The 12,977-nt window shown below is 47.8% G+C and carries 11 protein-coding genes and 4 tRNA genes; all 15 read right to left on the minus strand.

Annotated elements, in window-relative coordinates; translation table 11 throughout:
* Positions 1–129: 129 nt before the first annotated feature.
* Positions 130–1,119, minus strand: a complete 990-nt coding sequence (locus INF29_RS07965) for an S-layer homology domain-containing protein (protein ID WP_072849859.1) — start codon at positions 1,117–1,119, stop codon at positions 130–132.
* Positions 1,120–1,411: 292 nt separating this feature from the next.
* A tRNA-Leu gene (locus INF29_RS07970) sits at positions 1,412–1,491 on the minus strand.
* A gap of 81 nt (positions 1,492–1,572) precedes the next feature.
* A tRNA-Arg gene (locus INF29_RS07975) sits at positions 1,573–1,646 on the minus strand.
* Positions 1,647–1,653: 7 nt separating this feature from the next.
* A tRNA-Gly gene (locus INF29_RS07980) sits at positions 1,654–1,724 on the minus strand.
* Between the two features lie 4 nt (positions 1,725–1,728).
* A tRNA-Arg gene (locus INF29_RS07985) sits at positions 1,729–1,802 on the minus strand.
* Positions 1,803–1,930: 128 nt separating this feature from the next.
* On the minus strand, positions 1,931–2,446 hold the full coding sequence (locus tag INF29_RS07990) for a metallophosphoesterase family protein (protein WP_072849876.1): 516 nt from the start codon (positions 2,444–2,446) through the stop codon (positions 1,931–1,933).
* A 3-nt stretch (positions 2,447–2,449) separates the two neighbouring features.
* The gene (locus tag INF29_RS07995) at positions 2,450–3,043 is read right to left on the minus strand and encodes an XTP/dITP diphosphatase (RefSeq protein WP_022365428.1); all 594 of its coding nucleotides are present in this window, start codon (positions 3,041–3,043) and stop codon (positions 2,450–2,452) included.
* Positions 3,044–3,059: 16 nt separating this feature from the next.
* The gene (gene rph / locus INF29_RS08000; RefSeq protein WP_072849877.1) at positions 3,060–3,788 is read right to left on the minus strand and encodes a ribonuclease PH; all 729 of its coding nucleotides are present in this window, start codon (positions 3,786–3,788) and stop codon (positions 3,060–3,062) included.
* A 290-nt stretch (positions 3,789–4,078) separates the two neighbouring features.
* Positions 4,079–6,199, minus strand: coding sequence for an N-acetylmuramoyl-L-alanine amidase (locus tag INF29_RS08005; RefSeq protein ID WP_193485854.1), 2,121 nt, complete (start codon positions 6,197–6,199; stop codon positions 4,079–4,081).
* 212 nt (positions 6,200–6,411) lie between these two features.
* On the minus strand, positions 6,412–8,805 hold the full coding sequence (locus INF29_RS08010; RefSeq protein ID WP_193485856.1) for a Lon protease family protein: 2,394 nt from the start codon (positions 8,803–8,805) through the stop codon (positions 6,412–6,414).
* A gap of 58 nt (positions 8,806–8,863) precedes the next feature.
* The gene (rimI, locus tag INF29_RS08015; protein ID WP_072849883.1) at positions 8,864–9,328 is read right to left on the minus strand and encodes a ribosomal protein S18-alanine N-acetyltransferase; all 465 of its coding nucleotides are present in this window, start codon (positions 9,326–9,328) and stop codon (positions 8,864–8,866) included.
* Positions 9,321–10,037, minus strand: coding sequence for a tRNA (adenosine(37)-N6)-threonylcarbamoyltransferase complex dimerization subunit type 1 TsaB (gene tsaB / locus INF29_RS08020; RefSeq protein ID WP_193485858.1), 717 nt, complete (start codon positions 10,035–10,037; stop codon positions 9,321–9,323). The genes rimI and tsaB overlap by 8 nt, the downstream gene beginning before the upstream one ends.
* On the minus strand, positions 10,034–10,474 hold the full coding sequence (gene tsaE, locus INF29_RS08025) for a tRNA (adenosine(37)-N6)-threonylcarbamoyltransferase complex ATPase subunit type 1 TsaE (protein ID WP_193485860.1): 441 nt from the start codon (positions 10,472–10,474) through the stop codon (positions 10,034–10,036). The genes tsaB and tsaE overlap by 4 nt, the downstream gene beginning before the upstream one ends.
* Before the next feature lie 20 nt (positions 10,475–10,494).
* Positions 10,495–12,432: a TolB-like translocation protein gene (locus INF29_RS08030; protein ID WP_193485862.1), complete on the minus strand. Its 1,938-nt coding sequence runs from the start codon at positions 12,430–12,432 to the stop codon at positions 10,495–10,497.
* 20 nt (positions 12,433–12,452) lie between these two features.
* Entirely contained in the window at positions 12,453–12,719 is a 267-nt protein-coding gene (locus tag INF29_RS08035) for a hypothetical protein (protein ID WP_072849891.1), read from the minus strand.
* Between the last annotated feature and the right edge of the window lie 258 nt (positions 12,720–12,977).

Raw genomic sequence — 12,977 nt, forward strand, 5'->3', positions numbered from 1 at the left:
TGGCGGAAAAACCCCTCACATGACACGATTGTACCTATATCCCTTATATTTGTCAATACAAAAGAAAAAGCAGACAGACATTTTCATGTCTGCCTGCTTACATTCCTCAAATGATTTTATTTCCTGCCATCAGCCAAAGGCACGATACAGGAATGTAACGATCTGCCCACGAGTGCAGGTATCGTCAGGAGAAAATGTGGTGGCACTGGTGCCGCTGGTAACCCCCTGTTCCACTGCCCAGTCCACAGCGCTGGAGGAAACATCCGTAAATCCTGCATCAGGCGCATCGGGCTGTCCCACGTGATTCCACATAAATTCCACTGCCATCAATCTTGTGCAGGGGTCATTGGGAGAGAACGTATCCCCTGTCGCAGTCAAACTTTCCTTCGCCCATACGGTTGCTTTCGCATAGTAAGCATTGGGGTCTACATCGGAAAAAGTCAATGTGCTGTCCACCGGTTCCCAAGAGCCTGCCGCACGCCACATAAAAGAAATGATCTGGGCTCTGGTACAAGTGTCATTGGGAGAAAATGTGGTAGCACTGGTGCCACTGGTGATACCGTTTTCCACTGCCCATGCAACTGCGTCCGCATAGTAAGCATCAGCAGGAACGTCAGTGAATGCTGGCGCCGGTTCAGGCACCACAGTAGGTTCTGTGGTTTCGCCGCTTTCCACAGAAACGACGGAATAACCCATGCCAGTGAGTTTATCTGCGTAATTTTGTGTGATGAAAACAAATTCATCTACGGTATTTCCCTGACTGTCATAAACCGTATAGGTATATTTGCCGTCTGCCCGCAAAGGCTCATTGAGCAAAGGCTGGTCATAACCCGGGTCACCGGAGCCAGCAGGGAAGTCCAGCATCGCCATGCCTACGGAATACGTGCCACCTTCCGGCAAAGAGATGGACAATGTGGCATCATCAGCCATGAGATACGCCGTTTCATCAATGGGAACTGCGGGATTGCCGGGCATTTCCGGCATCTCACCTGTAATATGCACAAAATCCAATGGTTCCTGAGACAGCTGGATATACTCTGCCGCCAGAGCGGAAACGGACATGGTCAAAACCATTGCCCCGGCAGTGATGACAGAAACAGCTTTTTGCAGCATTTTCATAAAAACCCCTCCTTCTGCTCGTCACAGATGTGATAGTGAAGCATCTGACAGCCATGCTCTGACCGACAAATGCCGAATCCATTCCCATACAAAACAAAGACCATAGACTTTTCCAATCAAAAAACGCCCCTGTCAAAATTCCCCTGGAAACGGATTCCTTTTTTCAACTGTATCATACTTTCTTTGGGTTCTACAAAGACTTTTTTACTGCACTGCATAACATTGTGAAAATTCACGGCAGTTGTAATACAACAACAAAAAAAGACGACATGCTTTCATGCCGTCTTTTCTCTGCGGATAACAGGACTTGAACCTGCACGGTTGCCCGCTGGAACCTAAATCCAGTGCGTCTGCCAATTCCGCCATATCCGCATAACGATATTATTGTACCGATTCTGTTTGGGTCTGTCAAGAACGAAAAAAGAGCAAAAGCAGTGCTTTTGCTCTTTTCAGTGAACCAGGAGGGATTCGAACCCCCGACCCACGGCTTAGAAGGCCGTTGCTCTATCCAGCTGAGCTACTGATTCATACCGAAGCGGGTGATGAGAATCGAACTCACGTGTTCAGCTTGGAAGGCTGACATTCTACCATTGAACTACACCCGCATACTGAACCAGGAGGGATTCGAACCCCCGACCCACGGCTTAGAAGGCCGTTGCTCTATCCAGCTGAGCTACTGATTCATTCGTAATTCGGCAAGAGATATTATGCCATAAAAAATAAGCGTCGTCAAGGCTTTTTTCTGAAAAATCAGGAAAAAACTGTTTTTTACACAATACAGCCCCGAAACCATCCTTCGGGGCTGCAAAAATCATCCTTTACATCTGCAAAAAGGCATATCTCTGTGATATTCCATAATGGCGCCTTCCATTCTGCCGTTTTCCTCAATGGTGAGGATGCCAAATGTGGGAGGCGTGCCGCCGCGGGGCATGGAAATACTGCCGGGATTGAACAGCATCACCCGTCCTCTGTCATCGTAAACAGGACGATGGGTATGTCCAAAGAGCACCACATCTGCCCCCTGTTCCTCTGCCCAGTAGGAAATGCTGTCATAATTCCAGTATACCCGCTGTTTATGCCCATGGACAAGGAGCAGTTTTTTTCCGCCTGCGAATACCATCTTCTTATCGGGCGTATCCCAGGAATAATCGTTGTTGCCCAGCACATAATGGAACGGGAGAGATGGAAATTCCTTTTTCAGCTCCATGGCGTCTGTATCATGGTCCCCCAGATGCAGCACCATATCCATCTGCCCGCCAATGCGCCGCAGCACCTCTCTGGCATTGTCCAGATAATTATGGGTATCGCTGAAAACCAGTATCTTCATGGTTTACAGCTCCTTTTTCAGCAGTTCTTTCATCTTCCGCAGGGCTTTGCCTCTGTGGCTGATGGCGTTCTTTTCCTCAGAAGAAAGTTCTGCCATATATTTTTTCAGTTCAGGCACATAGAAAATAGGGTCATAGCCGAAGCCGTTTTCTCCGGTGGGTTCCCAGCCAATGATGCCTTCTACGGTGTCCAGACTTACCAGACGTCTGCCGTCAGGGAAAGCCGCTACGATGCAGCTAACAAAACGGGCAGTTCTGTCTTTTTCTTCCACATCTTTCAGTTTTTCCAGAATGACTTTGAATTTTTCGGGATAAGGGGTATCTTCTCCCAGGAAACGTGCGGAATAAATGCCGGGAGCTTTATCCAGATAGTCGATTTCCAGACCGGAATCGTCTGCCAGTGTGATTTTGCCGGAGATTTCCATAACCTGTACAGCCTTTTTCATGGAATTTTCTTCAAAAGTCTTGCCGTCTTCCACCACATCGATGGTAATGCCAGCTTCTTCCATAGACACTACGTTTACGTTCATATCCGCAAGGATTTCGTTGATTTCCCGAATTTTCCCCTTGTTTTTTGTTGCAAAAATAATGGTTTCCATCTCTTTCCTCCTTTATTTACAGTTCCAGACCATCCAGCGCCTTTTTCTGTAATGCCTGCAATTCGCGATTGCCTTTTTCACCCAGTGCCAGCAGCTGGTGCAGCTGTTCCTGAGAAAATGTGCCATGCTCGCCTGTGCCCTGCAATTCTACAAAACCGCCTGCGTCGTTCACAACGATATTCATATCCACTTCTGCTGCGGAGTCTTCCACGTAACACAAATCCAGCATAGGTTCGCCGTCTACAATACCTACGCTGATGGCGGAAATATAGTGGCGCAGAGGTGTTTTTTCCAGAACGCCTTCTTCCACCAATCTCTGACACGCCATAGCAAGGGCAACGAAACCGCCTGTGATGGAAGCGGTACGAGTGCCGCCGTCTGCCTGAATGACATCACAGTCTACAGTGATGCTTCTTTCGCCCAGCGCTTCCAAATCCACTGCCGCACGGAGCGCGCGACCAATGAGTCGCTGGATTTCTGTTGCACGGGGATTCAGTTTCAGTTTGTTGATGTCACGTTTGTTCCGGCTGGCTGTTGCACGGGGCAGCATAGCATATTCTGCTGTTACCCAGCCGCTGCCGCTTTCCCGCAGGAAAGGGGGTACGTTTTCTTCTACCGTTGCGTTACAAATGACTTTTGTATCGCCAAATTCTATCAAAACAGAGCCTTCCGCATACTTTGTAAAATTCTTTGTGATACGGATGGGGCGCAGTTGGTTGTTTTCTCTGCCGTCATATCTGCTCACGTTAGTTCCTCCTTTATTTTCCAAAAAAATCTCTGTTTAGGGGCATCTTCATAAGAAAACAAGGAAAGCTGAGATTCTTTTCGAGGATTTCAGCTTTCTTATTTTTACGAAGAATGGATTTGATATGTTTTCTTCTGAAGACAGCCGTCGTAATTCCCCTTAAGAAATCAAGAAAGCGAAAATCAAGGTTTTCTTAAGGGGAATTTGCTTTCATTATAGCCTGATTTTTTCCTTTTGAACAGCCCCACAGAAAAAAACAGGAAGATGCTCCATCTTCCTGTTTTCCAATATTATCTCAATTTGTAATTGCTCATGGCATAAATGATACCATCGCCAATGGCTTTTGCTGCCGCATCCTGATAAGTTGCCTGAGAAATTTTCAGGGCATCACCGGGATTGGACAGGAAGCATGTTTCGATGAGGATAGCAGGTACTGTTGTGGAATTGAGAATCAACAGGTCGGGACGGGATTTTACGCCACGGTTTGTTGTGCTCAATGCGGAAGGCAGTCTGCTCTGTACCGCCTGTGCTGCCTGCAAACTGGTCAATGTGCCGTTGCCGTCATTGCTGTGAGCGGCGTACAGTGTTTCTGTACCGCTGGCAGAAGCTGTGCCTGCGTTCATATGGATGGAAACCATCAGGTCCGCAATCTGGTTGGCTGTTTTTGCACGGTCTGCGTTGGCAGGTCTGCTGTCATCATCTCTGGTGAGATATACCTTGATGTTGGAATTGCTTTCCACATAAGATTTTACTTTCAGTACCATGGTCAGGTTCATGGTCTTTTCTGTGAGTCCATTGCCGCTGGTACCGGGGTCATTGCCGCCGTGACCGGCATCCAGCAGAAGGACTTTGTCGTATACCTGCTGAGGGTTCTTTGCTGTGATTTCATAAGCGCTGCCGGTATCTTTGATGATATAAGCGCTGATGATGTTCTGATTGAAACGGATGACCGTATTGCCGCCGGTGGTGGAGATGGTAAAGGACTTAATCTGGTCTGTATTCACGTTCAAAGTACCGTAACCATATACGTCAGAATAATCTCCGGGCAGTGTCAGCTCGTAATATCCATCCAGATATGCATCGTTATGTTTGATGCTGCCGGTATTGATAGTTTCCACTTTTTTCAGTGTCAGTGTATCGGTGCTGTCATCATAAGAAAGGTTTTCCAATGTGGATTTCTGGATGGTGACAGTCAGTTTTCCATTTTCTTCTTTCCATGTCATCTGGGTCAGGTCGTTTGCTTCCACCACCACGCGGAATGTGGTGCCGTTCATCCAGCCTGTTCTGACTTCGCTGACATATTCCAAACCGTCTGTATTGATGATTTCATCAATATCATCCGCCTTTACGCCGGGCATATCAATGACCGTACGGTAAGGGTCCTGCATGGTGGTCACCGTTGCACCTGTTGCGCCGCTGGCGTTGATGGTGACGGTTTCCGTATTGCCGCTGTGGCTGCTGGTGATGCGCTTGATCTCTACCTGTTCAAATGCCAGTGTCACCTGATTTTTCGCCGCGTTTGGCGTTACTTTGTATTCCATTTTGCCTGTCAGGTCAAATACCACACGGGTATAAGTTTCCCCATTGTCCGCCGTATGCTGTGCCGTACGGATGGCAGTGACAAAAGGACTGTTGGTGGCAGTGATATTGGCAGAAAGCCCATTTGTTGCGCCGTAGAAATCCAGTACCACTTTATTGTCGCTGACATAAACTTCTTCACATCTGTTGAATGTGCCTGTGGTTGTGATGACAAAATTCTGTGTTGCTGTTTTGGATGTGGGCACAGTCACACTGGATACTTTCCCTGTGGTAGCTGTGCTGGTTCCTGTATTGGTACCGGTGCTGCCGCCAGTATTGCTTCCGGTGCTGCCGCCGGTGTTGGTTCCGGTATTGGAGCCTGTGCTGCCGTCGGTACTTCCTCCGGTGCTGGGCGCTTCGCCAATGTATACGGTTCTGTTGGGGTCATCCCATGTGACATCAATATCCAAGGCCGTTGCCAATGCACGAACAGGCAGCATGGTTCTGTCGTTGATAATCATGGGTGCCACGTCCATGGTAAAGGCTTCCCCGTTTTTATAGCCTGTCTTGCTGTCAATCTGGAATACCACTGTATGGGTGTCGCTGACAGCATAGACCTGTCTTGCCGCTTCGTTCCATGTGACGGTACAACCAAGCTCCTCACAGATGCCACGCATAGGCAACATGGTTCTGCCGTCAATGCTTACCGCCGGCATATTGGGGTCTGTATAGCTTTCTCCATCGATGACAATGGCAATCTCTTTGGCGTTATACGCATGATGTGCGCCATTATAAAACAAGTCCATCTGGACATTGGCGGCAAATGCCGTCGTCGTGTATAACAGTCCTGCTGCCAATGTGGTCAGCAGCAGACGTTTTCCTTTGTACCACATATTTTCCGCTCCTTTGTTCTTCCTTCTTTTTATCACACAAAACAGTATATCAAATTTTGTCGGAATGAAAAGGAAAAAGTTCCATTTGCAATGGAATTTTAATAAATTCCCATGAAACTGCCATGAAAAGCTCATTTTTTGTCATTTTTGCCCATGAAAAAAAGAAGCTGAAAATCCGGCTGCCCGAACTTTCCAGCTTCTTTTGAAATTTCTTATTCCCCTTCGGCGTATTTCCAGAAGGCTTTTAGTTTGTTCATGACTTTTCCATGGACACTGTCGGGAGGATATTCCCCATTTTCGTCTTTTTCTCCGGCAGGTGTGCTCATCAAAAGGGTAATGCCTTCGTCAATGGTGGAGATGGGATAGATATGGAACACCCCTTCTTTTACGGCTTCCACCACTTCATCTTTCAGCACCAAATCACGGATATTGGAAACAGGAATGATAACCCCCTGTTTGCCTGTCAGACCACGTTTTTTGCACAGGTCAAAGAACCCTTCGATTTTGTATGTCACGCCGCCAATGGCCTGAATTTCCCCTTTCTGGTTGACAGAGCCTGTCACCGCCAAGTCCTGACGGATGGGCAGTTCTGCCAGAGAAGACAGGATACAGTACAGCTCTGTACTGGAAGCGCTGTCCCCGTCGATGCCGTTATAATTCTGCTCGAAGCAGACACGGCAGGACAGAGAAAGGGGGAATTTCTGGGCATAAGTCTGTCCCAGATAGCCGGTGATGATCTGTACCCCTTTGTCGTGGGTCTGACCACTCATGCGGGCTTCTTTTTCGATGTTGACAATACCAGATTTGCCCACATAAGTGGTGGCTGTGATACGGCTGGGATTGCCAAAGGCATAAGAGCCCATATCCAGCACTGCCAGACCGTTGATCTGCCCCACTTCCGCGCCATCCACGTCAATCATGATAACGTTTTCTTCCAGCATTTCATCCAGTTTTTCTTCATAAAGCCGCAAACGGTCTTCTTTTTCCACAATGGTTTTCTGCACATGTTTTGCCGTTACCATTTCCGCACCGTCCAGCTTTGCCCATACTGCCGCTTCCCCCAGAATTTCTGCCAGATGGTTGAAACGGGTGGACAGCTTGTTCTGCCGTTCCGCAGAACGGGAGGAATATTCCACCACAGCACAGACAGCACTCACATCAAAGTCCATGGTTTTTTCCCGCATGGTAAAGCCTTTGATGAACTGGGCAATCTTCAGCATATTTTCCTGAGAACGAGGCATTTCATAGTCGAAATCCGCTCTGATTTTAAAGAACTTGTCGAACTCCTCATCATAAGTGCTCAGCAGTTCGTAATAATAACTGCTGCCGATCATGATGATTTTGATATTGGCAGGGATGGGTTCCGGTTTCAACGTAGGTGCCACCACTGTGCCCAGCTGTTCCCGAATGGCATCCATGTTGATTTCTTTTGTCTTGATGACACGGCGCAAAGCTTCCCACGCCTGCGGAGCGGAGAGGATATCCTGTGCCTGCACAATGAGATAACCGCCATTTGCCTTATGGAACAAACCGCTTTTGATTTTCATAAAGTCTGTGGTCAGGTTCCCAAATTCGCTGTCGTATTCCACTTCCCCCACCAGATTATAGTAAGTGGGATTGAATGTAGTCACCACAGGTGCGCCTTTTGTTTCGCTGTTATCCACAATCAGATTTACTTTATATTTCAGTGTCACATCTTCCGGCTGTTTTTTGGAAAGCATAGGCAGAAGGGATGCCAGACCTTCTTCCCCGTCGTCCTCATCCTCAAAGAACTGGCTGATATTTTCCAGTACATCTTCTTTCACGGCATTGATATATGCCACTGCTTTTTCGTTCTGTTCATATTTTTCCTGAACAGCGCTCACATGGTGACCAATGGCAAACATGCCAACTTTATAGTCCAGCTGATCTACGCACCGTTTGGATTCCTTATCCAATTCCCGAATGTCCCGCATAATGGCAGAAGCTTTTTCCTGTACAATCTGGGAATTTTTCTCAATGACATCCTTCACGTCTTCCGCAAGGTCGTCATATTCTTCCTCGCCAACAGGTTTCCCATCTACCACAGGCATAAAGTAAATGCCGGAATTGGTGGTTTTCACCTGGAAATCATTTTCCGCCGCTTCTTTGCTCATCTGATCCATGAGAGCATCCCGTTTTTCATCAAAACCGCGAAGCAGTTCTGTTTTCTGCTTTTCATAGTCCTCTGTGCGGAATACTTTCTGCAATTCCGTCTGGAACAGCTGTACCAGTTCATTCATATCATCCCGGAATTTTCTGCCTTCCCCAGCGGGAAAGGACAGCGCCAGAGGGCTTCTGGGGTTCTGGAAGTTGTATACATAGCACCAGTCCAGAGGCACTTCCTCCGTTGCCGCCAAACGTTCTGTGCTGGCTTTGGCATAGGTGGTTTTCCCTGTGCCGGAAGGTCCTGACATATAAATGTTATAGCCTTTGATCTTCACATGAAGCCCAAAATCAAAGGCTTTGACAGCTCTGTCCTGTCCAATGATACCTTCCAGTGGTTCCAGTTCCGCAGTGGAACGGAAAGAGAAATCATCGGCAGAACAGCCGTTTTTTAGCTCTGTATAAGAAAGTTCGCGTTGCATATCCTTTCGCCTCCTTGCAAAAAATGCCGAAGAAAAGGGTTCTTCGGCATCTCAAAAATCAATCTTCCTGCCCTTCATAAAAAGGCGTATATTTCCACATAATGACTGCGTCCTCGTGGGTATCGGGGTAATAATTTTTCCGCAGACCTTCGGCACGATAACCATGCTTATGGTACAGATGCTGGGCAGGGGCGTTGCTGATACGCACCTCCAAGGTAATGCCAATCATTTCTTTTTCCATGGCAACCTGTTCCAGCTGTGCCATAAGGGCATCACCAATGCCCTGTTTCCGGTAATCCTCCAGCACTGCCACATTGGTGATATGACCTTCGGTGATGACGTGCCACATACCTGCGTAGCCAACGATTTTCCCATCTGCCACTGCCACATAATAAATGGCAAGGTTGTTTTCTGTCATTTCCCGTTCAAAGTCTTTCCGTGTCCAAGGGATAGAGAAGGTCGCTTCTTCCACAGCCAACACGCCGTCAATATGCTCCACTGTCATGGGGATAATTTCAAACATGTTCCGCTGCCTCCTTTTTCAGACGTTCTTCTCTTTCCCTCTCTGCCTGGGACTTCCGCAGATAAATCAGTTCCAGTTCGTTGCCGGAAATGGCTTTGCCTTCTTCTGCCATGACTTTGCCGTAAGCTGCCACTGCTGCCGCACGCTGCAAAGCACAGTGAGCAGGAGCAAAGTGGAAGTCCGGATTTTTCGCCAGTTTTTCTTTATGCACGGGAACGCCGTCCCCTAAGAAAATCACATCCCGTTCAAAGGTTTCAGCAATGTCGATGATGATATCAATGCTTTCTGCCATATATTCTGTCAGAGGCACCAGTTTTTCCCCTTCCCATTCATAGAAGCAGGCATACACCTGCTGCCGTCTGGCGTCCATAATGGGGCAGACGATGGCACCTGTCATAAACATATGATATGCCAGAGCATCCAAAGTGGGAACGGCCAGAAGGGGCTTGTTCAGTCCCAGACAAAGGCCTTTTGCCGTTGCAGCGCCGATGCGCAGCCCTGTGAAAGAGCCGGGGCCCACAGCGCAGGCAATATAATCCACATCTTTCGGGTCTGTATTTGTTTTTTCGCAGATTTCTGCCACCATAGGCAGAATAGTCTGGCTATGTGTCAGTTTATCATTCTGGGTAAATTCCCCAATGAGTTTTTCATCTTCGATGAGGGCAGCACTTGCAGTCTGTCCTGATGTATCGATTGCCAGTATTTTCATGGTTCCACCTCCTGCCGCAGAGTGATCCTGCGATAGTCCTCGCCTTTTGCAAAATCCTTTTCCACCGTCAGCCAGATGGCTTCCTTTGGGATCAGGTCGGGGAACAGCTCTGCCCATTCCACAAGGCAGACACCGTCGCCGAAAAAGTATTCTTCGTAGCCAATGTCGTCCATTTCCTCCTCACAGGAAAGACGGTACACATCAAAATGGTAAAAAGGCAGGCATCCGTCATGGTATTCATTGACAATGGTAAAGGTAGGGCTGGTGACGTGATCCGTCACCCCAAGCCCTGCCGCAAAGCCTTTGGTAAACACGGTTTTTCCGGTACCCAGATCCCCTGTCAGGCAAAAGATCTGTCCCCTTTGGGCGTTTTTACCCATTTCTTTTCCCAGAGCCGCCGTTTCCGCCGGGCTGTGGGTTTCCCAGATTTTTTCCATAATAGCCCCCCAGTTTCTCTTTAGTACATGAAGATGGCTGTAATGCCTGTGTCGATTTCTTTGGATTCCTTGCCATCATAGTAGTACAGATCGCCTTTATTGGCTGTATAGTCGTAGTTCTTCAAATAAGCCAGTTTGCCGTTGTATTTGTACTGCATGCTGTAAACGCCAGTGTCGATGAGTGTATCTTCGCCATTTGCCATTACATGCAGGTCGCCATTGCCATTTTCCTGATCGATGTTGTTGATATAGTATACCGCATCGCCATCCGCAGCAAAGTGTACGCCGCCAACGCTTTCCACTTCTGTAGGGTCGCCGCCGTTCCAGATACCCATGGTACCCAGACCGTTTTCATAATCCTTGAAGTAACCCACATCATGAGTGGTGCCAAGGAAGTCTGCCACTTCCACATTTTCCATAGTGAAAGAAGGTTCTGCGCCCAGTTTGCCAACATTCAGTGTTGTTGCGCCAGTCATGGTGTCTGTTTCATAATAGCCTACCATGGTGCCGTCGTCAGAGAGGAATACATTGGCAGGAGAAATGTTTTTACCTTCCAGCTGCCAGCTGCCGCCGGTAGCATTCACTACCAGAATCTTCGGTTCTGTATACATCAGGCTCATATAATAGCCCTGTTCTGCGTCTTCCAGACTTCCCAGCTGGGAAATAGGCATTTTTTCCATATCGCCTGCTGCGTAGCATACAGCATAAGGTCTGTCATTGTCCAAGGATACGGCAGAGATGGTGTCAGAAGCCACTTCTGTCAGTTTGCCGTTGCTGTAGATATATACTTTCTGGAGTACAGGTTCAATGCCTTCGCCGCTTTCCATCGCTGTACGGATGGCATCTCTCTGCAGTTTTTCCTGATAAGCGTCGCCGTCTGCTTCTGTCAGCAGCGCGTCACTTTCTTCCAGATCGTCTTCAATGATAGATTCATATGTTACCAGACCTTCACTGGGACCCATGAGCAGTACATCTTTGCCATTGGGCATTACTTCCAGATAAGTCACTTCATCCATGATTTTCACAGGTTCTGCGCCAAAAGCATACACGAATGCGGCATAGCCTTCGCCTTCTGCCCCTGCGAAATAGATTTCGTCTGTATCGCTGGTCATCATGGCTGTTGCTGCGTTTTCATGGAGGCATACAGCTTCTTCCCCTTCCGCTGTGCCTTTTGCGTAAAGGGCTGTGCCGTTGTCACCGCTCTTACGGTACATCACAAAGCTGCCGTCATTGCTGATGGCATAAGAGCCGCTTTCTGCCAGAATATTGGATTCCACCAGTGTGGATGTGCCATTTACGAACTGATACAGATCAGCTGCGCCGTCTGCTGTTGTTTTTACAAAAATAGCAGCTGCGCCGTCTTTTGTGGGCATATAGTCCGCTACGGCTTCGCTCACCAGAGTACCCTCGCTGTCTGCGCCAACGCCTTTGTAATACAGGTCAAATGTGCCGTCTTCCCGCACATTGGTGCTGTAATACAGACCGCTGCCGTCTTCATTGAATGTGGTACCCCATGCGGAATAGTACTGGTTGTACTGACCGCCGGCAGAAATGCCTTCTGCTGCCACATAAGCGTCGTTTTCCAAGTCGTAAATATACAGGTTGTTGTCCTTCGCATAGGCAATGCCTTTGTCTGCGTGGACTTCACCAACAGGACCCACCATTTTCCAGCACAATGCCAGAACGCCGATGAACACCAGCAGTCCGACAACGATGCCAACGATGTTGGTGCCGGATTTTGCAGGAGCCGCTGTCTGCACAGGTGTTTCTTCTGCCACAGGTTCCGCAGCCGGTTCTTCTGCTGGTTCTGTTGTTTCTTCTGTTATCGTTTCTTCTGTCGCTGTTTCTTCCTTTACATCTTCTGTTGTCTGTGTCACTTCTTCCGCTGCCTTTGTTTCCGCGGGCATCTGCTGTGCCTGATCCTCCGTCAGGGAAAGATCCTTCTTTTCTTCGTCCATATTTCAGGAACCTCCTTCAATTAAAAATATCTGTTTTTGACAGCCAACACTGTCCGCCCCAGCCGTTTCGTTCTTCGCATTGCCGGACTATTGACAGACCGACACAAAAAAACAGGCACGTCCGCAACCAGCCGCTTTTTCTGCCGTTGTTTTCCCTGCCGTTTCTGTTTCCGTTTTCTGCCAAAAAACAGTCTTTTTCCAACAGAAAATCCTCTGCGCAGCATTTTCCAGAAAAAAAGACCGTCTTTGCCATATTTTTCTATCATTTTGAAATTCAGATTCATCATGATTCCCCTTCCCGAAACCGGTACTTTATTATACCACAGTTATTCCAACGTTACAAGAAAAGGGGATTTTTCAAAGGAAATTCTCATTGTAGGATTACAATACATGTGTTACAACTGAATATTTAAAAAGCGAGGATAGGCTCACTTTGTGTTATATTTGAATCACCACAAAACAAAAATACATAAAGGAGCATCCTCGCATGGCAAGTATAACACAAGATATGAGATACCGTCTATCACTTATTAAATACGCTGAAC

Origin of the sequence: Anaerotignum lactatifermentans (assembly GCF_014982935.1) — a bacterium.
GTDB lineage: Bacteria > Bacillota > Clostridia > Lachnospirales > Anaerotignaceae > Anaerotignum > Anaerotignum lactatifermentans.